We start from the raw sequence: 23,607 nt of genomic DNA, 5'->3' as shown, positions 1-23,607 counted from the left end.
CCGCCTGCCGATTTGCCCGTCTACACTCGAAACATTCCCCGAGCCATAACGAGACCGTTATGCCCAGACTGCCGACCGTGTTTTTTTTGCTGTCGCTGATAACCTGGACCGCAACGGCTGGCGCGCTGACTCTAACCGACGAAGAACGTAGCTGGCTTGCGGCCCACCCGGACCTGCGCCTGGGCGTCGACGCGTCCTGGCCGCCCTTTGAGTTTCGCGACGACCAAGGGCGCTACCAGGGTCTTGCGGCAGACTATATCGACCTGATTCGCCAGCGACTGGCCATCCAGCTCACACCCATCGAGCCCATGAGCTGGACGGTCGTGCTGGACCAGGCCAAGCAAGGCAAGCTGGACCTTTTGCCGGGCATCATGTCGACTCCGGAACGCCAGGCCTACCTGTCATTCACCCGCCCCTACCTGGATTTTCCGATCGTCATCCTGGCGCATGTCGGAGGCGCCCAACCGCGCAAGCTCGACGACCTGTACGGGCTGAAAATCGCCGTGGTGGAAAACTACGCACCCCACGAACTGTTGCGCACCCACAATCCCGATCTGAACCTGGTGGCGATGCCCAACGTCAGCTCGGCCTTGCAGGCGCTGGCCACTGACGAAGTGGATGCCGTTGTAGGCGACCTCGCCTCCAGCGTCTGGAGCTTGCGCCAGCTCAAGCTCGACGGTCTGTATGTCAGCGGCGAAACCCCCTACCGCTATCAGTTGGCCATGGGCGTACCACGGGACAACAAGATGCTGGTCGGCATTCTGGATAAAGTCCTGGCCGACATGTCGCCTGCTGAAATCAGCTCGATCCAGGAGCACTGGGTGGGCAACGTCCTCGATCATCGAACATTCTGGTCCGATCTGCTGGTCTACGGCCTGCCTGGGCTACTGCTGCTGGTCCTCGTGCTGGCCGCCGTGATCCGCGTCAACCGCCGCTTGAGTTCGGAGATCGCCCGCAGGGTTGATCTGGAGCAGGAACTGCGCAGCAGCGAATACCATTATCGCGGGCTGGTGGAGAGCCTGTCGGCCATCGCCTGGGAAGCGCGGATGAGCGACTTCACCTACAGCTATGTGTCGCCCCACGCCGAAGAACTGCTCGGTTACCCTCTGTCCCACTGGTTGATTCCCGGCTTCTGGCGCAACATCATTCACCCCGCCGACCTCACCCGTGCGCAGAGCTTCTGCGACCACGAAGTATTGGCCGGACGAGACCACAGCCTCGATTACCGGGTCATCACCGCTGACGGGCGTTGCCTGTGGGTCCGCGACATCGTCAGCCTGATCGAACACGGTCATGAGCCGGTGATGCGCGGCCTGATGATCGACATCAGCGAAACCAAGCGCACCGAAGAAGCACTGCGCCTGTCTGAACAGAAGTTTGCTTCGGTGTTCCAGCAATGCCCGGACATCCTGGTTATTGCACGCCTGAGCGACGGCTGCCTGCTGGAGGTCAACGAGGCGTTCGAAGAACAGATCGGCCTAAGGGCCGAGGACGTCATCGGCCAGACCGCCACCGACCTGAACATCTGGGGCATCCCCGGCGTCGGGCCCGGGCTGCTGCAGCGCTTGCAGGCCGGCAGCATCCGCAACCTGGAGATGCCCTTTCGCCGCAGCAATGGCCAGGTGTTCACCGGCCTGATCTCTGCCGAGCCGTTCGACCTCGACACGACCCCGGCGCTCGTGGTCGTGGTGCGCGACATCACCCAGCTCAAGGAAACCCAGCAACAACTGCAAACCTCCGAAGAGAAATTCGCCAAAGCGTTCCACGCCTCGCCGGACGGCTTGTTGCTGTCCCGGCAAAGTGATGGCCTGCTGATCGAGGTCAACGAGGGCTTCAGCCGCATTACCGGCTTCAACAGCGCTATGTCGGTGGATCGCTCGGCCCTGGACCTGGGGATCTGGGTCAACCTCAACGAACGTAAACAAATGCTCGACCTGTTGCACCGGGATGGTTTCGTCCGCGATTTCAGCTGCCATATCCGCCGCAGCGACGGGCAGATCCGCCTTTGCGAGGTCTCCAGCCGTCCGCTGCCGATTGGTGACGATGACTGCATGCTGACCATCGCCCGGGACATCACCGAACGCCACCTGATGCAGGAAAAACTGCAACAGGCCGCCACGGTATTCGAGAGCACCGCAGAAGGCGTGTTGATCACCGATACCCAGCAACACATCAGCGCAGTCAACCGCGCCTTTACCGAAATCACCGGCTACAGCGAAAGCGAAGCACTGGGCCATACCCCGCGCCTGCTTGCCTCGGGCCTGCATGACAGCGCGTTCTACGCCGCCATGTGGCATCAACTGACCGCCGAAGGTCACTGGCAAGGCGAAATTTCCAACCGACGCAAGAATGGCGAGCTCTATCCGAGCTGGCTAACCATCAGCGCCGTGTGCAATCGCGACAATTTCATCACCCACTTCGTGGCCGTGTTCGCCGACATTTCCAGCCTCAAACACGCCCAGGCCAAACTTGACTACCAGGCCCACCACGACCCGCTGACCGGCCTGCCCAACCGCACACTGTTCGAAAGCCGCTTGCTCAACGCCCTCAATCACCAGAAGGAAAACGGCGGCCAGGGCGCGGTGCTGTTCCTCGATCTGGACCGTTTCAAGCACATCAACGACAGCCTCGGTCACCCGGTCGGCGATCTTTTGCTAAAGGGCATCGCCGTGCGCCTCAAGGACCAGTTGCGAGACATCGATACCGTCGCGCGCCTGGGCGGCGACGAATTCATCATCCTGCTCCCCGGCCTGCAACAAGCCAGCGACGCCGACAACATCGCCACCAAGCTGCTCAACTGCTTTACCGCGCCGTTCCAGGCTGGCGAGCATGAGTTTTTCATCAGCTCCAGCATCGGCACCAGCCTCTACCCCAAGGACGGCTGCGACGTCGCCACCCTGATCAAAAACGCCGATGCGGCGATGTACCGCTCCAAGGCCAAAGGGCGCAACCGCGTCGAAAGCTATACCTGCGACCTCACCGCCCAAGCCAGCGAGCGCGTGGCGCTGGAGCACGAACTGCGCCGCGCCATCGAGCGCAATGAATTGCACCTGTGCTACCAACCCAAGATCAGCCTCGACGACTATCGCCTGGTGGGTGCCGAAGCGCTGATTCGCTGGCGTCATCCGACCTTTGGCGACGTGCCGCCCGAACACTTCATCTCGCTGGCCGAAGAAAACGGCATGATCCTGCAGATTGGTGATTGGGTACTCGAGACCGCCTGCCGCCAGATGTTTGAATGGAACCAGATGTACGAAGGACTCGGCCCGCTGTCGGTCAACCTTGCCGGTGCGCAGCTGCGCCAACCGAACCTGCTGGGACGCATTGAGCAACTGCTCAAGGACAATCGCCTCAACCCCGGCTACCTGCAGCTGGAGATTACCGAAAACTTCATCATGAGCCAGGCCGAAGAAGCGCTGGCGGTGCTGCACCAACTCAAGCACCTGGGTGTGCAACTGGCGATCGACGACTTCGGGACCGGGTACTCCTCGCTGAGTTACCTCAAACGCCTGCCGCTGGACATTCTCAAGATCGACCAATCCTTCGTCCGCGGCCTGCCGGATGACCCTCACGACGCTGCGATCGTGCGCGCCATCATCGCGCTCGGCCGCAGCATGCAATTCACGGTCATCGCCGAGGGCGTCGAAACCCAGGCGCAACAGCAATTCCTGGCCGCCGAAGGCTGTGAGCAGATCCAGGGCTACATCGTCAGCCTGCCCCTGCCCCCCGACGAATTTGCCGCAACGTTCCTTCGTACAGTAGTTTCAGATTTTTCGGATAGCACAGCCGCGAAACCATCGCTATAATCCGCGACCAATGGGGCCTATAGCTCAGTTGGTTAGAGCAGAGGACTCATAATCCTTTGGTCCACGGTTCAAGTCCGTGTGGGCCCACCAAACAAGAAAGCCGCGCAATGCGCGGCTTTTGCGTTTCTGAATGGCCCGAAGTAGTCGAGCCATTGTTCAACGCGATCTTTACCTGGCCCTCGGGGAAAGTCGCAATGATTTCCAACTCGCTGACTCAACGCTTGTGCCTGGCGCAACTCATGCAACGGCATTTTTGCGCGCAACTTCTGATACAAGGTCTCGACACGCTCTTCGGACTCTGGAGCGCGACGCGCCACCCTGATTCCTCCGTCATTTGTTAACGATATTTACCGGCGAGGCGCTAACGCAGGCCTGTTCCGACATGTAACGCGGGTATGGCCTGCACTGCCCGAAGCCGCTCAAGCATCTGCCCCGTCAACATAACCTCGTAGGTATCTGCCGCCCTTCCCCACTGCTCGACGATAACCATGCCTTCCACCAAGGCCGCTGACAATTCGGTTATGGTCCCGGACAATTCTTCCACGATGCCTTGAGCCCGCTGCCACGCGCGATCCGTCAGCGTTTTCAGCTCAGCCGTTATACGCTTAGATGCCGCCGGATCAGTCTCGGGGTAGAGGATATTGCGCAGCAGATGCTGCAGCTCCCTGATCTTCGCGTAATCCTGCTCCGCCCCCTGCTCTCCCTTGAGAATGGTCGTGGCTTTCGCCTTGTCGACCCGTAGCCCGGTTGAATATCTTGCAGGCAGTGTCTGCGCCATCGCGCCAGCCAGGAGGACCATCATTCGGGCTTCCAGATGTTGCTTCATGGCGTCTATCGACGAAATCGCCCGCACCAGGCTAATGGTCGCCCCGCCGTGATGGCGTAAGTCCATAGTCACTGTCAGGTTCACGCTGCCCGTGGCAAAACCCAAGGCACGGGCCACGACGTAGTGGCCCATTTCGTGATGGGCAATCTCCCATGCACGATCCCGTACAGCAGGAGGCATTTTCTTCGTCATGACTGTCCCCTCATGTCACGGCCGCAATTGAGCTGTCATACATCACAGATCAAATGCGGGTCCAGGGTCAATCATCAAAACCTGAATCGAAAAACCGTTCGCCACAGGTTTTTCCACACCGAGCGTTTGTGTTTCCTCCAGTTGCGCTCCCACCACTTATCTTCATTCATGGCGAACACCTCGATGTCGCTGCCTGTCACTGCCGCCGCGTGCTGGCGAAACAGCATGGGAAATACGCAATGCTGTTTGATCTGCCGTTTGAACAGGACATCGACTGGTTCCCCGGCATAGGGCGCTTGAGCCAGCACCCTGCAACCCTTGCGGGAGAGGATATAGGCGTGCAGCGCCACCACGTTGCCACGGGCAATGAACGGAAACCAGGTCAGCCATGTGCGTCCCATGCTGTATCCCAGGTGCAGCGCTTGAAAACGGCGATTGCGAATAAACCGGTTCACCCAGCGCACCTGTACCGGATGAAGGCCATAAGGCTTGGCATCGTCCTCGAAGATCAACACCCGTTGCCAACCTTCGGCCAGGACTTTTCTGGCCAGTGCCTGATGCGACTCGTAACAGCCTCGGATCGGGTCGCTGCAGCGCTGCGCAATGAAGAATTCGATCGGGTTTGAAAGGAGCGTTGCGACGGTGCTTCGGAACAATTGCCGCCGGTCATGGCGCTCACTCAGGGATATGCAATACACCTGATCAACATCGAACAAGATCTTTTCCATTCGCTCCTTGGCACCTTCACAGACCTCTCCGCGACCTGACGCCACGGAAAAAATCAATGATCGCCAAATGGGTCCTGCCACGTATGTCAGACGCGTCCTGAAATGGCGTTGGCTTTTCTGCCCGGTTATCGTCCACGGTCAGCAGGATGTTGGCGTCCCGAGCGCTGCAGGGGATGTGCCTGTAACATGCCTGGACATTGATCCATGCCGCTGGAGACCGCCCTTGCCTGACATTCGCCCGCCCGTTCTTGACGAAATCGACCGTCAGCTGATTGCGGCCCTGCAGATCAACGCTCGCGAAAGCGTGGCCATGCTCGCCCGGCAACTGGGCATCGCCCGGACCACCGTCACATCGCGCCTGGCGCGCCTGGAAAAGGCCAAGGTCATCACCGGCTACGGCGTGCGGCTCGGCCAGCGCGTGGTGGATGGCGGGCTGCAGGCGTATGTGGGGATCACCGTGCAGCCGCGTTCCGGCAAGGAAGTGTTGCGGCGCCTGAGTACGATGGCCCAAGTGCAGCAGCTATGTGCGGTGAGTGGCGAATTTGATTATGTGGCCTGGTTGCGCAGCGATTCGCCGGAACAACTGGATCAGTTGCTGGATCAGATTGGCAGTGTGGATGGGGTGGAGAAGACCACGACGTCGATCATCCTGAGCAGCAAGATTGATCGGGGGCAGCCGGTTTAAGGTTGTTCCGGTGGCCATGGGTGTCTGGCTGGCCTGCAAAGAACCTGTAGGAGCTGGCTTGCCAGCGAAGGCTTGCGGACCATCAACACAAAACTCAAAGGCCTCATCGCTGGCAAGCCAGCGCCTACAGTGGTCAGTGTGCGCAATTCGAGCGTCATATTGATCAGTAATATGGCAAAACGACGACACTTTGCGTCTTATTAACGTGTTCTGCGCGCTCTAGAATGGCTGGCATCTTTTCCTATACTCAGATGCGCATTCCGCGTCGGGTCGACAGCAAGGTCAGACATGAACAAGAACAATCGCCATCCTGCAGACGGTAAAAAACCAGTCACCATTTTCGGCCCGGACTTTCCTTTCGCCTTCGACGACTGGATCGAGCACCCGGCCGGGCTGGGCAGCATTCCCCAGCACCATCACGGTGCCGAAGTGGCGATTGTCGGCGCCGGTATCGCCGGGCTGGTGGCCGCGTACGAGCTGATGAAGCTTGGCCTCAAGCCCGTGGTCTATGAGGCCTCGAAGCTGGGTGGCCGACTGCGCTCCCAGGCGTTCAATGGCACCGACGGCATCGTCGCCGAGCTGGGCGGCATGCGCTTTCCGGTGTCGTCCACCGCGTTCTATCACTATGTCGACAAACTGAACCTTGAGACAAAACCCTTTCCCAACCCGCTGACACCTGCCTCCGGCAGTACCGTCATCGATCTGGAAGGCAAGACCCATTACGCACAGAAACTGGCGGATCTTCCTGCACTGTTCCAGGAAGTCGCCGACGCCTGGGCCGATGCCCTGGAAGCGGGCTCGCAGTTCTCCGATATCCAGCAAGCCATCCGCGACCGCGACGTGCCGCGCCTGAAAGAGCTGTGGAACACCCTCGTGCCGCTGTGGGACGACCGCACCTTCTACGATTTCGTGGCCACCTCCAAAGCCTTTGCCAAGTTGTCGTTCCATCACCGTGAAGTGTTCGGCCAGGTTGGTTTCGGTACCGGTGGCTGGGACTCGGACTTTCCCAACTCGATGCTGGAAATCTTCCGCGTAGTGATGACCAACTGCGACGATCACCAGCACCTGGTGGTCGGTGGCGTCGAACAAGTGCCACAGGGCATCTGGCGCCATGTCCCGGAACGCTGCGTGCACTGGCCGCAGGGCACCAGCCTCAAGTCGTTGCACAGCGGTGCGCCACGTTCCGGCGTGAAGAAAATCGCCCACGCGCCGGGCGGCCGTTTTGCGGTCACCGACAACAACGGCGACACCCGCGAATACGCCGCGGTACTGACCACCTGCCAGAGCTGGCTGCTGACCACCCAAATCGAATGCGACGAAACCCTGTTCTCGCAGAAGATGTGGATGGCCCTGGACCGCACCCGCTACATGCAATCGTCGAAAACCTTCGTGATGGTCGATCGCCCGTTCTGGAAAGACAAGGATCCGGAAACTGGCCGCGACCTGATGAGCATGACCCTCACCGATCGCCTGACCCGCGGCACCTACCTGTTCGATAACGGCGACGACAAGCCCGGGGTGATTTGCCTGTCCTATTCGTGGATGAGCGACGCGTTGAAAATGCTCCCGCACCCGGTGGAAAAGCGCGTGAAACTGGCGCTGGATGCGCTGAAAAAAATCTACCCGAAAGTCGACATCGCCGCGCGCATCATCGGCGATCCGATCACTGTGTCCTGGGAAGCCGACCCGCACTTCCTCGGCGCCTTCAAAGGCGCCCTACCCGGCCACTACCGCTACAACCAGCGCATGTACGCGCATTTCATGCAGGACGACATGCCGGCCGAACAGCGCGGGATTTTCATCGCCGGCGACGACGTGTCCTGGACGCCGGCCTGGGTCGAAGGCGCGGTACAGACCTCGCTCAACGCGGTGTGGGGCATCATGAAACACTTCGGCGGTGCAACTCACGCCGAGAATCCAGGTCCAGGAGATGTGTTCAACGAGATCGGCCCGATCGCCCTGCCCGAGTAAGAGGAATCCGAAATGCGCGTAGCCCTTTACCAATGTCCACCGTTGCCCCTGGATGTCGCCGGTAACCTTCAGCGCCTGCATCAGCTGGCGCTGGAGGCAAAGGGCGCCGATTTGCTGGTACTGCCTGAGATGTTCCTGACCGGCTACAACATCGGCGTCGATGCCGTCAGCGTACTGGCGGAGGTGCACAACGGTGAATCGGCGCAACAGATCGCGCGCATCGCCAAGGCCGCCGGGATCGCCATCCTGTATGGCTATCCCGAACGCTGCGAAGACGGACAGATCTACAACGCCGTGCAACTGATCGACGCCCATGGCGAGCGCCTGTGCAATTACCGCAAGACGCACCTGTTCGGTGACCTCGACCGTTCGATGTTCAGCGCCGGCACGGATGACTTCCCCATCGTTGAACTCAATGGCTGGAAGCTCGGCTTCCTGATCTGTTACGACCTCGAGTTTCCGGAAAATACCCGGCGCCTGGCCCTGGCCGGCGCCGAATTGATCCTGGTACCGACGGCCAACATGATCCCGTTCGACTTCATCGCTGACGTCACCGTCCGCGCCCGGGCCTACGAGAATCAGTGCTACGTGGCTTATGCCAACTATTGCGGGAGCGAAGGCGATATCCACTACTGTGGCCAAAGCAGCATTGCCGCACCGGATGGCAGCCGTATCGCCCAGGCTGGACTCGATGAAGCGCTGATTGTCGGCGAGCTGGACCGCCACCTGATGCTCGACTCCCGCGCCGCCAATCGCTACCTCATCGATCGCCGCCCCGAGCTTTACGGCGCGCTGAACAAGCGCTGAGCCACCGTTATCCGCTAGCATTGGCACTTCTCTGTCCTGGAAGTGCTCATGCCTGCGCTGAATTCCCCTCGCCCCCACACTGAAACCCTGGCCAACGGCTTGCGGGTGACGCTGCGTCATGCCCCGGATTTGAAGCGCTGTGCGGCGGCGTTGCGGGTTGCCGCCGGCAGCCATGATGTGCCGTTGACCTGGCCAGGCCTGGCGCACTTTCTCGAACACCTGCTGTTTCTCGGGACCGAGCGCTTTGCCGCCGACCAAGGGCTGATGGCCTTCGTCCAGCGCCACGGCGGCCAGGTGAATGCGCAAACCCGCGAGCGCACCACCGATTACTTTTTCGAGCTGCCACCCCAATCGTTTGCCCAGGGCCTGGAGCGGCTGGCAGACATGCTCGCCCATCCGCGCATGAGTCTGGATGACCAGCACCGGGAACGGGAAGTGCTGCACGCGGAGTTCATTGCCTGGTCGCAGGATGCCGCGGCGCAGCAACAACTGGCACTGATGGACGGGCTTGGCGACGCTCATCCGTTGCGCGGTTTTCATGCGGGCAACCGCGACAGCCTGCCGGTGTCGCAACCCGAATTCCAGCAGGCCTTGCAGGATTTTTACCAGCGTTATTACCAGACCGGACAAATGACCTTGAGCCTTGCCGGCCCCCAGAGCCTTGAAGAGCTGCGGCAATTGGCCGAAGCGTTCGACAACGTCATCGCCAAGGGCGAGGGAGTCCCGCAACAAGTCCCTGCACCGTTGATGGCTGGGGTGGACAATAGTTATCAACAGGTCGGCGAGCATCGGCTGGACCTGCTGTTTGCCCTTGAAGCGCTGCCCGACTCATCCGCCGAAGCGCTGGGCTTTCTGTGTCACTGGCTGAACACCGCGAAACCCGGTGGGCTGCTGGCTGAACTGCGCAAACAGGGCCGGGTTGAAAACCTCAAGGCGCGCCCCCTGTATCAGTTCGCCGGACAAGCCTTGCTGCACATTGAGTTCACCCTGCCTGTCTATGTACCTGCTGCACCGGCAACCGGGATTGGCGAGCAATTGCAGGACTGGCTGGGCTTTTTCGCCCGGCAAGACTGGCGCGGGTTGCGCGAGGAATACGCCACGCTACGCCAACGTCGACAAGGCAGCGCCTTGCAACTGGCTCGGCAGGACAGCGAAGAGCGCGCAGCAGGCTTATCCGACATCGGTGTTAGCGCCCTCAAGGTCATTCTGGAAAAAATCGGCGCTGTGGATAACTTCAACGGCCCGTGGCAACTCCCCGCGCCCAATCCGTTCCTGCACACCGAAGCTGCGCCTCCAGGGGCCGGCTTGATTCGCGGTCAAACCAGTGCCCATCGAGGCCTGCGCACCTTTGCCCAGGACCGCTCACGCAGCCGCCGCGAACGTTCACCGATGCAGTTCAGCCAGGCGTTGCCGGATAACAGCACTGAAGCTGCGCTGTACTTGCGCTGGCGCCTGGACGCGGCTCCCGGCGCCAGCCTTCAATCGCGCCTGGACAACACCCTGCAAGCGTTGCGCGAAGATGCAGGTGAGGCCGGCGTGGACTTTTCCTTCAGCGCATCGGGCAATCAATGGCTGTTGAAAATGACCGGCCTGCAAGCGCCGATGCCGACCATCCTCGAACACGCGCTGACCCTGCTCACCCAGCCTGATGCTGCGCTGTCACCGCCATCTCCGGCTCGCCCCGCCTTGATGCCGATTCGACAGCTACTCAAGGTGCTGCCCGATCACTGCCTGGAACCAACGACCGAATCGGACAACCTGGCACAACTGTGGTCGAGTGCATGCTGGACTGGCCTGGCGAGCGGTATTTCTGCCCAGACCCAAGCGGCCATGGGCCTGGCGTTGAGTCAAGTGCCCGGTACTGCGCAGACGCAACTGGCGCCGGCACCGTCAATTCATTCGCAGCACCTGTGGAGCAGCGTAGAGACCGACTCGAGCGAACACGCGCTGCTGTTGTTCTGTCCAACCGCCACCCAGGACCTGGCCGACGAAGCCGCCTGGCGTTTGCTCGCCCATCTCTGTCAGACGCCGTTCTATCAGCGCCTGCGGGTGGAGTTGCAACTGGGCTACGCGGTGTTCAGTGCCCTGCGACAGATCCATGGGCAGACCGGACTGCTGATGGGTGTGCAATCGCCGAACGTGGCCGCTGCGGAGCTCTTGCAGCACATCGAACAGTTCCTGAACGGGTTGCCGGCGCTGATCCAGGCCCTCGACGAAAACGCCTTCATCAGCCAACGCCAGGCCCTGGCGGATCAGTTTTCCAGCGCCACCCTGACGACAAGCCAAGCCGCCGAATTGCTCTGGCAGGGTAAATTGGCGGGCCGCCCGTCGGATTATCTGGCGCAGTTGCCCCAGGCCATTCTCCTGACCGACCGCGCCGCACTGCTGGCCGCGGTCCAGCGCTTGAACCAGGCCGAGGGCGGCTGGTGCTGCCTGGCGAACTGCCCTGCACCCGGTGCGCCCTGGCAAGCGACAAAATGATCATTACCCAAACGGTAAGGAGCTTTTTCAAAGTTTCACGGGCAATCCCTGTGAAATTTTGAGTAACATAGCAACCTAACTATCTGGAACATCTCCGAGCAGATGGACTATACATATGGATAGCGCTGTCCCACCCCACCTTAAGGAGTTCTACTGATGGCCTGGACCAAACCGGCTTACACCGACCTGCGTATCGGCTTCGAAGTCACCATGTACTTCGCAAGCCGTTGATCTCTGCCTTGGCAGAAATGCAGCACAACGCCTCGGTTAACCGAGGCGTTTTATTTTCAGCGTTGAAATGATGGAGCGTCCATGTTTGTCCAGATCCTGGGTTCCGCCGCTGGCGGTGGTTTTCCACAGTGGAACTGCAACTGCGAGAACTGTGCAGGTTATCGCAATGGCAGCCTGCGGGCCGAGGCGCGCACTCAATCGTCCATCGCGATTTCCGATGACGGCGTGAACTGGGTGCTGTGCAACACCTCCCCGGACATCCGTGCCCAGCTGCAAAGCTTCGCGCCCATGCAACCGGGGCGTGCCCTGCGGGATACCGGGATCAGCGCGATCATCCTGATGGACAGCCAGATCGACCACACCACCGGACTGCTCATGTTGCGTGAAGGTTGCCCGCATCAGGTCTGGTGTACCGACATGGTCCACGAAGACCTGAGCACCGGTTTCCCGCTGTTCAACATGCTGACCCACTGGAACGGCGGCCTGAACTGGAACCGCATCGAGCTCGACCAGAGCTTCAGCGTTCCCGCCTGCCCGAACCTGCGTTTCACCCCACTGCCGCTGCGCAGCGCCGCCCCGCCCTACTCGCCGCATCGCTTCGACCCGCATCCGGGCGACAACATTGGCCTGATCGTCGAAGACCTCAATACGGGTGGCAAACTGTTCTACGCACCGGGCCTGGGCAAAGTCGACGCGCCGCTGCTGGAGATCATGGCCGCCAGCGATTGCCTGTTGGTGGATGGCACGTTGTGGGACGACGACGAAATGCAGCGCCGTGGTGTTGGCACCCGCACCGGCCGGGAGATGGGCCATCTGGCGCAGAACGGCCCTGGTGGCATGCTCGAAGTGCTGGAGCAACTGCCCAATCAGCGCAAGGTCCTTATCCACATCAACAACACCAACCCGATTCTCGATGAGGATTCGCCGCAGCGGGCGGAGCTGCAGCGGCGTGAAGTTGAAGTGGCGTATGACGGCATGAGTATTGTGTTGTAGCGGATGCCCCCTTCGCTGGCAAGCCAGCTCCTACAGTGACCGCGTAACCCTGTAGGAGCTGGCTTGCCAGCGATGAGGCCAGACCAGGCACCCAAGAATCCACCGGTTGTACTCCGGAGAACCCCGATGACCGACACCCCGATGTCCCCCGCCGAATTCGAAGCTGCCCTGCGCGCCAAGGGCGCCTATTACCACATCTATCACCCGTATCACGTGGCGATGTATGAAGGCCGGGCGACCCGCGAGCAGATCCAGGGCTGGGTCGCCAACCGTTTTTACTATCAGGTGAACATCCCGCTGAAGGACGCGGCGATCCTGGCCAACTGCCCGGACCGCGAGATCCGCCGCGAATGGATTCAGCGCCTGCTGGACCATGACGGCGCCCCCGGCGAAGACGGCGGCATCGAAGCCTGGCTGCGCCTGGGCCAGGCCGTCGGCCTCGACCCGGACCAATTGCGCTCCCAGGAACTGGTGCTGCCCGGTGTGCGATTCGCCGTCGACGCCTACGTCAACTTCGCCCGCCGGGCCAGTTGGCAGGAGGCTGCCAGCAGCTCGCTGACGGAACTGTTCGCACCGCAGATCCACCAGTCACGCCTGGACAGTTGGCCGCAGCATTACCCATGGATCGACCCTGCCGGCTACGAATATTTCCGCACTCGCCTGGGTCAGGCGCGGCGCGATGTCGAGCACGGCCTGGCAATCACGCTCGAGCACTACAAGACCCGGGAAGGCCAGGAGCGCATGCTGGAAATTCTCCAGTTCAAACTGGACATTCTTTGGAGCATGCTCGATGCCATGAGCATGGCTTACGAACTCAATCGCCCGCCGTATCACAGCGTCACCGATCAACGGGTCTGGCACAAAGGAATTACCCTATGAGTTTCGATCGCAGCAAGACCCCGACCTGGCGCCCTGGCTACCGTTTCCAGTACGAGCCGGCGCAGAAAGGCCACGTGCTGCTGTATCCCGAAGGCATGATCAAGCTCAATGAAAGCGCCGCGCTGATCGGCGGCCTGATCGACGGCGAGCGCGACGTCGCCGCGATTATCAACGAGCTCGACACGCAGTTCCCTGGCGTGCCCGAACTCGCTGACGACATCGAGCAATTCATGGAGGTTGCCCGTGCGCAGCACTGGATCGAACTTGCCTGACTCATCCAGGCAAGTACCGCCCACACCCGAAATCGGCCTGCCGCTGTGGCTGCTGGCCGAGCTGACCTACCGCTGCCCGCTGCAATGCCCGTACTGCTCCAATCCGCTGGATTTTGCCGAACAAGGCAAAGAGCTCAGCACCGAACAATGGCTCAAGGTGTTCCGTGAAGCACGGGAGATGGGCGCGGCGCAGTTGGGTTTTTCCGGCGGCGAACCGCTGGTGCGCCAGGACCTTGCCGAGCTGATCGCCGAGGCGCGCAAACTGGGTTTCTACACCAACCTGATCACCTCCGGCATCGGCCTGACCGAGCAGAAAATCAGCGACTTCAAGAAGGCCGGGCTCGATCATATCCAGATCAGTTTCCAGGCCAGCGACGAGCAGGTGAACAACCTGCTGGCGGGCTCGAAAAAGGCCTTCGCGCAAAAACTCGAAATGGCCCGCGCAGTCAAAGCCCATGGTTATCCGATGGTGCTGAACTTCGTGACCCATCGGCACAACATCGACAAGATCGACCGCATCATCGAGCTGTGCATCGCCCTGGAAGCCGACTTCGTCGAACTCGCCACCTGCCAGTTCTACGGCTGGGCGCAGCTCAATCGCGTTGGGCTATTGCCGACCAAAGAGCAACTGGTTCGCGCCGAACGCATCACCAATGAATACCGCGCCAGACTCGAAGCCGAAGGTCATCCCTGCAAGCTCATTTTCGTGACGCCGGACTACTACGAAGAACGCCCGAAAGCCTGCATGAATGGCTGGGGCAGTATTTTCCTGACGGTGACGCCGGACGGAACCGCCCTGCCCTGTCACGGCGCCCGACAGCTGCCGGTGCAGTTTCCCAACGTACGCGACCACAGCATGCAGCACATCTGGTACGACTCGTTCGGCTTCAACCGCTTTCGCGGTTACGACTGGATGCCCGAGCCGTGCCGCTCATGCGACGAGAAGGAAAAGGACTTCGGCGGCTGCCGCTGCCAGGCATTCATGCTCACGGGTGATGCGAGCAACGCTGACCCGGTGTGCAGCAAGTCGCCTCAACACGGCGTGATCCTCAAGGCCCGTGAAGAGGCGGAACACGCGACCCAGACCATTGAACAACTGGCCTTTCGCAATGAACGAAACTCACGCCTCATCGCCAAGAGCTGAACCCTTCAGCGCCGCCAACGCCGTCGCGGCCGGCATCGACTTTGCCGAACTGCAGGTCGGCGCCCATGGCTTGTTCTGGAACGAATACCGCCCGGAAGATGCCGCGTGTCGGATCTGGCACTGGCGTGATGGCGTGGCCCACTGCCTGACGCCCCCGCCGTTCAGCGTGCGTAGTCGGGTGTACGAATATGGCGGCGGTGCGTTTTGCCTGACCGACGCCGGCGTGGTGTTCGTCAATGAAGCCGATCAGCAGCTGTATCGCCAATCGTTGCAAGGCGAGACGCTCCAGGTGCTGACGTCCGGCGTGTGTCGATACGGCGATCTGCAATTCGCCCATGGCCAGGTGCTGGCGGTCGAGGAAAACCGCAATGAACACCGCCTGGTGGCGATCGACCTGGCGGATGGCACGCGGCATTTGCTGGCCGAAGGCGCGGACTTCTACGCCGCACCGACCTTGAGTCCCGATGGGCAACGACTGGCCTGGATCGAGTGGAGTCGGCCAGATCAGCCGTGGACCGCGACCCGCTTGATGGTCGCCCAACGCCAGGGTGATGGCGGTTTTGCTGCGCCCTGTTGCGTGGCCGGCGACCAGGCGCAAGAGTCGCTGCAACAACCGCGCTTCGATGGTAACGGCCGTTTGTACTGCCTGACCGATCGCGCTGGTTACTGGCAGCCTTGGGTGGAATCGGCCGACAGCCTGAGTCCATTGCCAAGCGCCGCCGCCGACCACGGCCCGGCGCCCTGGCAACTGGGCGGCTGCACCTGGTTACCATTGAGCGAAGGCAGTTACCTGGCCAGCTGGACAGAAGGCGGTTTCGGCCGTTTGGGGCTTTGCGCCAGCGCCTGCGACGACTTTACCGGCGACTACAGTCGCTTTCGTCATCTTGCCGTGGATGAGCAGTTCATCTACTGCATCGCGGCGTCCCCCGTCAGTTCATCGGCGGTGATCGCCATCGATCGCCAGACCCGCCAGGTGAAGGTCCTCGCAGGCGGCATTACGCCGCTGCCCGCCGAGCAAATCAGTCGCCCGCAAACCCTGCGCTACCCAAGCGGTTCGGGTGAAGCCCACGGCTTTTTCTACCCGGCGATGACCGGCGACGCCAAGCCGCCACTCGTGGTATTCATCCATGGTGGCCCGACTTCGGCGTGCTATCCGATGCTCGATCCGCGCATCCAGTACTGGGCGCAACGCGGTTTCGCCGTGGCCGATCTCAATTATCGCGGGAGCAGCGGTTACGGCCGGGCCTATCGTCAGGCCTTGCATCTGCGCTGGGGGGAAGTCGATGTCGAAGACGCTTGCGCGGTGGTCAGCCACCTCGCGGAACGGGGTTTGATCGACGGCGCCAAGGCCTTCATTCGCGGTGGCAGCGCCGGTGGCTACACCGCGCTGTGCGCGCTGGCGTTCCATCAGGTGTTTCGTGCCGGCGCCAGTCTTTATGGGGTCAGCGACCCGGTGGCGCTGGGCCGGGCGACGCACAAGTTCGAAGGCGACTACCTGGATTGGCTGATCGGTGATCCGCAAGAGGATGCCGATCGCTACGCCGCACGCACGCCGTTATTGCATGCCAGCAACATTCGCGTGCCGGTGATCTTCTTTCAAGGCGAGCTGGATGCCGTGGTCGTGCCGCAGCAGACCCGCGACATGGTCGAGGCCCTGCAGCACAACGGTATTCTGGTCCAAGCCCATTACTATGCCGACGAACGCCACGGCTTTCGCAAAGCCGGTAACCAGGCCCATGCGCTGGAGCAGGAATGGTTGTTCTATCGGCGGGTTATTGCGTCCGCAAACTGAATTTCTCAGCGCTTGGCGATGATGTACACCGCATGCACGATCCCGGGAATGTAGCCGCACAGCGTCAGCAGAATGTTCAGCCAGAACGCTCCGCCGAATCCCACTTGCAGAAACACGCCCAGTGGCGGTAACAGAATGGCGATGATGATGCGAATAAAGTCCATATAAGCAGCTCCTGATTGAAGTGGGCTCACCCGAGCCCATAACCAATCGACCTGTACCGTTGGTCAGGGTTCAGCCCGATTTTCCCGCCAGTGTATCCAGGCCATGTTTCTGAACGATGCACAGCCACAAAAAAACGCCCCACGCCAAAAGAATCAGGCGTGGGGCGTGCGTTATACCGCGAGACGGTTCGGGAATTCGTGGGACCTGCCTAGACGGCGATCCCTTTGCGGCATTGCAACTGCGCGGTGCGCACGCGGGAGAAGGCTCGGGCCAGGCGCAGCAGCATTTCATCGATATTGGCTTTGCTCACCGTCAGCGCCGGGGTGAAACGCAGGCAGTCGGCTTGCGGCGCATCGAGCAACAGCCCTTCATACAACGCGGCCTTGACCACGGCGTCGGCCGAGTCGTCGGACAGGGTCATTCCCCAGAGCAGCCCTTGTCCGCGCAATTCGCCGTGGCCATAACGATGGGACAAGCGCTGCAGGCCTTCGCACAGGTGCTGGGCCATTTCCCCGACATGCTCCAGAAAACCCTTGTCCTGCACGCTGTCGAGCACCGCCAGGCCTGCGGCGGTAAGCAGCGCATTGCCATGATGGGTGCCGCTCATTTCGCCCGCCTCGATGCAGCAGGCCTTGCCCCGCGCCAGCAGCGCCGCTACCGGCACGCCACCGCCAAGCCCTTTGCCGAGCACGACGATATCTGCGCGCACGCCGTAGGACTGCTCTGCCAGCAAGCTGCCACAGCGACCGACACCGGTTTGCACTTCGTCGAAGATCAACAGGATGCCCAGCTCGCGACACAGGCGCTCGACTCCTTTGAGGTAATGCCCAGTGGCCGCAATCACCCCGGCTTCGCTCTGGATCGGCTCGAGCATGATCGCCACGGTCCGTTCATCCACCGCCGCATGCAGCGCCGCGAGATCATTGAAGGGAACGCGGCTGAAGCCCGGGAGCTGTGGCTCAAAACGGTTGATCAGGGCCGAGCTGTCCGACGCCGAAATCGTCCCCAGGCTGCGGCCATGGCAAGCCTGATGGGCAACGATGATCCGCGAAGCGCCGCCGCGATGCCGTTGACCCCATTTGCGTGCCAGCTTGATTGCTGCTTCACAGGCCTCGCTGCCGCTATTGAGCAAATACGCCTGGTCGCTGCCAGTGCTGGCACACAGTCGCTGGGCGAGGTTGAGCATGCCGCGGTTATGCAAGCCGAAACCGGGATTGATCAGCGCTTGCGCCTGCGCGGTAATGGCATTCACCAGTGCCTTGGGGCTGTGGCCGAGGCTGTTGGCGCCGCCGCCCTGGGAGAAATCCAGATAGGCACGGTCATCGCTGTCCCACAACCAGGAACCCTGGCCACGGACAAACACCTGCTTGGGCCGATCGACACTGGGCATCAGGCACTCGCTGCAAAGATTGTCGTCCCTGACCGGGGAGCAATCGTGCGCCAGCAAATCATCGAGGCTTGGCGATTGCCGACGCAGGCTGAACAGGTTCATGGGTTCAACCCTCGCAGAAGGTTTTTTGCGTTACCTATGCAAATGCCGTCGAAGCAAAGGGTGTTCATCGCGTTCCGGGGCCCTGTAAGCCTTGTGAATGCGGTTAGACTAGGCCCAGGCGAGGCGATGAGCCATTTCGATTTACCAGCATTTTCGATAAGCATTACTTATGGATTTCAAGCAACTGCGTTACTTCGTCGCTGTCTATGAAGAGGGCCATGTGGGCCGGGCTGCCGAACGGCTGTCCATCTCACAGCCGGCGCTGTCCCAGCAGATCCGCCACCTCGAACAAAGCCTCGATGTGAGCCTGTTCGAACGCAGCAGCAAACGCCTGCTGCCGACCCTGGCGGCCCATACGCTGTACAACCATGCCCTGCCCTTGCTCGATGGCCTGCAACGGGCACGGGAAGCACTGGGCAATTTCAAGGGGCATGCGCTGCGCACCCTGGCCATTGGCGTACTGCAAACGGTCCATACCAGCCTGGTGCCACAAATGCTCGAACGGGTGCGTAAGGCGCAGCCCCATCTGGTGGTGCAGATCTATGAACTGACCGGGCTGGAAATCGAGCGACGCCTGCTCAATGGCTCGCTGGACATTGGCATTGGCTACTTGCCGCCTCGTCAGCCGGGCTTGCATGGGGTGATGTTGTACGAAGATGAACTGACGCTCGTCATCCCGAGTGACCATCCTTTGCGCGAATTCAAGAAAGTCTCCATGAGCCAGGCCGCGGAATTGCCGATGTTGTTGCTGGGCGAAGAGTTTCAGATACGGCAGATCTGGCAGGCGCAGCTGGCCAGCCTCGGACGACGTCCGCAGGTGCAGGCCGAGTTGAACAATATGGCCGGCATTCTCGACAGTCTTCCGCACACGCGGCTGGCGACGGTGCTGCCCGGACGCTCGCAGAAGACCCATGGCAACCAGCAATTGTTGTGGAAACCCCTGAGCGAGCCGCGGGTGCCGCTGAAAGTCGGGTTGGTCTGTCGCGATGTGCAACGGCAACAGGCCTCGCTGGCCTTGCTGCGCACGTTACTGGAGGAGGTGATCAATCGGCCGGATGAGCGCTTGAACAGCCCGCCTGCACTGGATGGCCTGAGCTGAACACTTTTCTCGAGAACACTTTTCTCAAGGCCAAAGAAAACCCCGCCGAAGCGGGGCTTTGCAGACTGTTTCCCTGACATCCATTTCACTCCGCCGTCCTGGCAGAATCCTACGTGTCCGTGTTGTTACTTTGCGCTTCCTGCGCTACGTCCATGAGAAGTAGATTAGCTGTGGATCCAATTTCCGACTATGGGAGAACAGCAGTACGTCATGTAAGAGAATGCTTACATTAGGTTACAACATCAGAATTGCCCGGCATCCAGCAGGAACAGCGATTCGCTACCGGCCTTCACCGACGCGCTCAGCGAATGAATCCGCGGCAGCAAGCGGGCGAAATAGAAGCGTGCGGTGCCCAGTTTGCTGGCGTAGAAATCGTCCTGGGTTTCTTTGCCCAGGGCGGCCTTGGCCATCAACGCCCACATGTAGGCATAAGCCACGTAACCGAAAGTCTGCAGGTACTCGACCGATGCCGCGCCGATTTCATTCGGGTTGTTCTTCGCCCGGTCCAGCAGCCACGAGGTCAGTTCGTCGAGGGTAGTCACTGCATCGTTCAGCGGCTTGGTGAACTCTGCCAGGTCCGCGCTGGCGGTGGCGGTGAAGTGACGAATCTCGTCGGCGAACAGGTTGTAGAACGCACCACCCGTGCCGACGATCTTGCGTCCGACCAGGTCCAGCGCCTGGATGCCGTTGGTGCCTTCGTAGATCTGGGTGATGCGCACGTCACGCACCAGTTGCTCCTGGCCCCATTCACGGATGTAGCCGTGGCCGCCGAATACCTGCTGACCGTGAACCGTGGTTTCCAGGCCGAGATCGGTGAGGAACGCCTTGGCCACCGGGGTCAGCAAGGCCACCAGGTCTTCCGCGCGCTTGCGGGTGGTGGCGTCTTCGCTGAACTTGGCGGTGTCCAGTTGCATGGCCACGTAGGTGGAGAAGGCACGGCCGCCTTCGTTCGCAGCTTTCATGGTCAGCAACATGCGACGCACGTCCGGGTGGACGATGATCGGGTCGGCGACCTTGTCCTTGTTCTGTGCACCGGTTGGCGAACGGCTTTGCAGACGATCACGGGCGTATTCCACGGCATTCTGGTAGGAGCGCTCGCCGGTGGCCAGGCCCTGGATGCCAACGCCCAGACGCTCGTAGTTCATCATGGTGAACATCGCCGCCAGGCCCTTGTTCGGCTCGCCGACCAGGTAACCCACTGCTTCGTCGAAGTTCATCACGCAGGTCGCAGAGGCCTGGATGCCCATCTTGTGCTCGATCGAACCGCAGTTTGCCGGATTGCGCGCGCCCAGGCTGCCGTCGGCATTGACCATGAACTTGGGCACCAGGAACAGCGAAATCCCTTTTGGTCCGGCCGGCGCATCCGGCAGTTTGGCCAGCACCAGGTGGATGATGTTTTCGGTCAGGTCGTGTTCGCCACCGGTGATGAAGATCTTGGTGCCGCTGACCTTGTAGGAACCGTCGGCCTGAGGCTCGGCCTTGGTGCGGATGATCCCAAGATCGGTACCGGCGTGTGGCTCGGTCAGGCACATGGAACCGGCCCACACACCGGCGTACATGTTCGGCAGATACGCCGCCTTCAGTTCTTCACTGGCGTGGGCGTTGATCGACAGGCAGGCGCCAGCGGTCAGCATCGGGTACAGACCGAACGAGAGGCTGGCCGAGTTGACCATTTCTTCGACCTGGGCCGAAACGGCCTTGGGCATGCCCATGCCGCCGTAGGCCGGATCGCCACCGACACCGACCCAACCGCCTTCAGCGTAGGTCTGGTAAGCCTGTGGGAAACCGGCCGGGGTGGTGACTGCACCGTCCGCCCAGTGGCAACCTTCTTCGTCAGCGGCACGGCTCAGGGGTGCGATACTTTTGCTGGTGACCTTGCCGGCTTCTTCGAGAATGGCTTCAACCGTTTGCGCATCAACGGTCTCGGCCAGCGCTGGCAGCTCGGCCCAGAGTTTGGCGACCTCGAAAACTTCATTGAGGACGAAGCGCATATCGCGCAGGGGCGCTTTGTAGTCAGCCATGGCAAACCTCGCAAGATCTAAACAGGTGAATCGTAGGAGTGATTTTTTCGTTGGGTCCGAGTGTAACCCAACAACTTTTGCGACACATAGGGTCAGCCAGTGACCGTTTTGTAATGTTTAGTCACTGACTATTTGGTCATAAAAAAGCCCGCAGTTACGCGGGCTTTCTTTGTGATTCATTTTAAAAGACTAAAGCGCGAACAGTTCCGCAGGCAGTTTCATCAGGCAATCACTGCCTGCCTCGATGGCTGCCCGATGAGCGGCAGTACGCGGCAGCAATCGCTTGAAGTAAAACTCGTTGGTGGCGAGCTTGCCCTGGCAATAATCGGCATCACTGCTACCCGAATCCAGCTGCGCCTGAGCCACCAGCGCCATGCGCAACCACAAATAGCCGAGGATGATGTAACCGCTGTACATCAGGTAATCCACCGACGCGGCGCCGACTTCATCCGGGTTTTTCATTGCGGCCATGCCGATCCGGGTGGTCAGTTCGCCCCACTGCTGATTGAGCTCGTCGAGTTGCGCCACATAACTGGCCAACTGCGGATGCCCGGCGTTCGCCGCGCAGAACTTGTGGACGATTTTGGTAAAACCGCGCAGCAGCTTGCCCTGGCTGCCGAGGACTTTACGCCCGAGCAGGTCCAGCGCCTGGATGCCGTTGGTGCCCTCATAGATCGGCGCGATGCGGCAGTCACGAACCAGCTGTTCCATGCCCCATTCACGAATGAAGCCATGACCACCAAACACCTGCATGCCGTGGTTGGTCACTTCCAGCCCGGTCTCGGTCATGAAGGCTTTGCAGATCGGCGTCAGGAAGGCCAACAGGTCTTCGGCGTCCTGGCGCACCGCTGCATCCGCGCTCAGGTGCGCCACGTCGAGCAGTTGCGCGGTGAAGTAAGTCAGAGCCCGGTTGCCTTCGTTGAAGGCTTTCATGGTCAGCAACATCCGGCGCACGTCCGGATGCACGATGATCGGGTCAGCGGCTTTTTCCGGCGCCTTTGGGCCTGTCAGCGCGCGCATCTGCAAACGGTCGTTGGCGTACTTGATCGCGCCCTGGAAACTGGCTTCGCCCAGACACAACCCCTGCATGCCGGTGCCCAGGCGTGCGTGATTCATCATGGTGAACATGCAGTTGAGGCCCTTGTTCGCCTCCCCGATCAGAAAGCCCTTGGCCCCGTCGAAGTTCAGCACGCAGGTGGCCGAGGCCTTGATCCCCATCTTGTGCTCGATGGAGCCGCAGGAAACGCCATTGCGCTCGCCCGCCTCACCGTCGGCACCGGGGAGGAACTTGGGCACGATGAACAGCGAGATGCCTTTGGTCCCGGCCGGCGCATCCGGCAGTTTCGCCAGTACCAGGTGAATGATGTTGGCGCTCATGTCGTGCTCGCCGGCGGAGATGAAGATTTTGCTGCCGGAGATCGCGTAGCTGCCGTCGGCCTGAGGCACGGAACGGGTCTTGATGATGCCCAGGTCGGTGCCGCAATGGGCTTCGGTCAGGCACATGGTGCCGGTCCATTGGCCGGCGGTGAGTTTGCTCAGGTAGGTGTGTTTCTGCTCGTCGGTGCCATGGGCGTGGATCGCCGACATGGCGCCGTGCGTCAGGCCGGGGTACATGCCCCAGGACGTGTTGCTGGAACCGACCATTTCGCTGATGACCAGCCCCAGTGAGCTGGGCAGACCCTGGCCGCCGTACGCCGGATCAGCCGCCAGGCCGTGCCAGCCGCCCTCGACGTATTGGGCGAAAGCCTGCTTGAAACCTGCAGGCGTCGTGACCACGCCGTTGTCGAAATGGCAGCCCTCTTCGTCGCCACTGCGGTTGAGCGGCGACAGCACGTTCTCACAGAACCGTGCGCCCTCTTCGAGGATCGCATTGATCATGTCCGGGCTGGCATCGGTGGCGCCGAGGGCGGCGTAGTTGCTGTGAAAATCGAAGACGTGGTCAATCAGAAAGCGCATGTCGCGCAGGGGAGCCTTGTAGTCGGGCATGGTCATTTCTCCGGCAGCAGATTGCTCCAACCTACTG

General features: G+C 60.9%; 18 protein-coding genes, 1 tRNA gene and 1 pseudogene. 13 read left to right on the top strand and 7 right to left on the bottom strand.

Annotated features, from left to right (window positions below; genetic code table 11):
• Positions 1-59 precede the first annotated feature (59 nt).
• Entirely contained in the window at positions 60-3,806 is a 3,747-nt protein-coding gene (locus ACYP2Q_RS11630) for a bifunctional diguanylate cyclase/phosphodiesterase (protein WP_459730570.1), read from the top strand.
• Positions 3,807-3,819: 13 nt separating this feature from the next.
• A tRNA-Ile gene (locus tag ACYP2Q_RS11625) sits at positions 3,820-3,896 on the top strand.
• Between the two features lie 73 nt (positions 3,897-3,969).
• Here the strand turns inward: ACYP2Q_RS11625 and ACYP2Q_RS11620 are convergent.
• The 3 genes and pseudogenes from ACYP2Q_RS11620 to ACYP2Q_RS11610 all read right to left on the bottom strand — a co-directional run.
• Positions 3,970-4,123, bottom strand: a pseudogene (locus tag ACYP2Q_RS11620) (transcriptional regulator); the annotation flags it as partial.
• Positions 4,124-4,167: 44 nt separating this feature from the next.
• Positions 4,168-4,824 (bottom strand): site-2 protease family protein, encoded by a 657-nt coding sequence (locus ACYP2Q_RS11615; protein WP_459730569.1) that lies wholly within the window; start codon positions 4,822-4,824, stop codon positions 4,168-4,170.
• Positions 4,825-4,898: 74 nt separating this feature from the next.
• Positions 4,899-5,552, bottom strand: coding sequence for a hypothetical protein (locus tag ACYP2Q_RS11610; protein WP_459730568.1), 654 nt, complete (start codon positions 5,550-5,552; stop codon positions 4,899-4,901).
• Positions 5,553-5,775: 223 nt separating this feature from the next.
• Between ACYP2Q_RS11610 and ACYP2Q_RS11605 the strand changes: the two genes are divergently transcribed.
• The 10 genes from ACYP2Q_RS11605 to ACYP2Q_RS11560 all read left to right on the top strand — a co-directional run bounded on the left by ACYP2Q_RS11605 (position 5,776) and on the right by ACYP2Q_RS11560 (position 16,807).
• A complete protein-coding gene (locus ACYP2Q_RS11605; protein ID WP_459730567.1) occupies positions 5,776-6,237 on the top strand; it encodes an Lrp/AsnC family transcriptional regulator in 462 nt (153 codons plus the stop codon).
• Positions 6,238-6,525: 288 nt separating this feature from the next.
• Positions 6,526-8,208 carry a flavin monoamine oxidase family protein gene (locus ACYP2Q_RS11600; protein WP_459730565.1) on the top strand — a complete coding sequence of 561 codons (1,683 nt, stop codon included), beginning with the start codon at positions 6,526-6,528 and terminating at the stop codon, positions 8,206-8,208.
• Positions 8,209-8,220: 12 nt separating this feature from the next.
• Positions 8,221-9,015, top strand: coding sequence for a carbon-nitrogen hydrolase family protein (locus ACYP2Q_RS11595; protein WP_459730564.1), 795 nt, complete (start codon positions 8,221-8,223; stop codon positions 9,013-9,015).
• A 48-nt stretch (positions 9,016-9,063) separates the two neighbouring features.
• The gene (pqqF, locus tag ACYP2Q_RS11590; RefSeq protein ID WP_459730563.1) at positions 9,064-11,496 is read left to right on the top strand and encodes a pyrroloquinoline quinone biosynthesis protein PqqF; all 2,433 of its coding nucleotides are present in this window, start codon (positions 9,064-9,066) and stop codon (positions 11,494-11,496) included.
• A 156-nt stretch (positions 11,497-11,652) separates the two neighbouring features.
• Entirely contained in the window at positions 11,653-11,727 is a 75-nt protein-coding gene (gene pqqA / locus ACYP2Q_RS11585; RefSeq protein ID WP_003444522.1) for a pyrroloquinoline quinone precursor peptide PqqA, read from the top strand.
• Between the two features lie 81 nt (positions 11,728-11,808).
• On the top strand, positions 11,809-12,720 hold the full coding sequence (gene pqqB, locus ACYP2Q_RS11580) for a pyrroloquinoline quinone biosynthesis protein PqqB (RefSeq protein ID WP_459730561.1): 912 nt from the start codon (positions 11,809-11,811) through the stop codon (positions 12,718-12,720).
• 126 nt (positions 12,721-12,846) lie between these two features.
• Positions 12,847-13,599, top strand: a complete 753-nt coding sequence (gene pqqC, locus ACYP2Q_RS11575; RefSeq protein WP_459730560.1) for a pyrroloquinoline-quinone synthase PqqC — start codon at positions 12,847-12,849, stop codon at positions 13,597-13,599.
• Positions 13,596-13,871, top strand: coding sequence for a pyrroloquinoline quinone biosynthesis peptide chaperone PqqD (pqqD, locus tag ACYP2Q_RS11570; protein WP_274077743.1), 276 nt, complete (start codon positions 13,596-13,598; stop codon positions 13,869-13,871). The genes pqqC and pqqD overlap by 4 nt, the downstream gene beginning before the upstream one ends.
• A complete protein-coding gene (gene pqqE, locus ACYP2Q_RS11565) occupies positions 13,864-15,015 on the top strand; it encodes a pyrroloquinoline quinone biosynthesis protein PqqE (protein ID WP_459730559.1) in 1,152 nt (383 codons plus the stop codon). The genes pqqD and pqqE overlap by 8 nt, the downstream gene beginning before the upstream one ends.
• The gene (locus tag ACYP2Q_RS11560; RefSeq protein ID WP_459730558.1) at positions 14,981-16,807 is read left to right on the top strand and encodes a S9 family peptidase; all 1,827 of its coding nucleotides are present in this window, start codon (positions 14,981-14,983) and stop codon (positions 16,805-16,807) included. Before pqqE ends, ACYP2Q_RS11560 begins: the two co-directional genes overlap by 35 nt.
• 5 nt (positions 16,808-16,812) lie before the next feature.
• Here ACYP2Q_RS11560 and ACYP2Q_RS11555 read toward each other — a convergent pair whose 3' ends face one another.
• Together ACYP2Q_RS11555 and ACYP2Q_RS11550 are read right to left on the bottom strand one after the other, a co-directional pair.
• A complete protein-coding gene (locus ACYP2Q_RS11555; protein WP_003228885.1) occupies positions 16,813-16,971 on the bottom strand; it encodes a YqaE/Pmp3 family membrane protein in 159 nt (52 codons plus the stop codon).
• 209 nt (positions 16,972-17,180) lie between these two features.
• Positions 17,181-18,464 carry an aspartate aminotransferase family protein gene (locus ACYP2Q_RS11550; RefSeq protein ID WP_459730557.1) on the bottom strand — a complete coding sequence of 428 codons (1,284 nt, stop codon included), beginning with the start codon at positions 18,462-18,464 and terminating at the stop codon, positions 17,181-17,183.
• 169 nt (positions 18,465-18,633) lie between these two features.
• Here ACYP2Q_RS11550 and ACYP2Q_RS11545 point away from each other — a divergent pair, with 169 nt between their 5' ends.
• Complete coding sequence (locus ACYP2Q_RS11545; protein WP_459730556.1) at positions 18,634-19,563, top strand: LysR family transcriptional regulator; 930 nt, start codon at positions 18,634-18,636, stop codon at positions 19,561-19,563.
• 242 nt (positions 19,564-19,805) lie between these two features.
• Here ACYP2Q_RS11545 and ACYP2Q_RS11540 read toward each other — a convergent pair whose 3' ends face one another.
• Positions 19,806-21,584 (bottom strand): acyl-CoA dehydrogenase C-terminal domain-containing protein, encoded by a 1,779-nt coding sequence (locus ACYP2Q_RS11540; protein ID WP_459730555.1) that lies wholly within the window; start codon positions 21,582-21,584, stop codon positions 19,806-19,808.
• Positions 21,585-21,773: 189 nt separating this feature from the next.
• Complete coding sequence (locus ACYP2Q_RS11535; protein WP_459730554.1) at positions 21,774-23,570, bottom strand: acyl-CoA dehydrogenase C-terminal domain-containing protein; 1,797 nt, start codon at positions 23,568-23,570, stop codon at positions 21,774-21,776.
• Between the last annotated feature and the right edge of the window lie 37 nt (positions 23,571-23,607).

It is taken from the genome of Pseudomonas sp. MHK4, assembly GCF_054600775.1.
The sequence above is the reverse complement of the archived record's forward strand: the minus strand, read 5'-3'. Positions and strand labels throughout refer to the sequence as shown.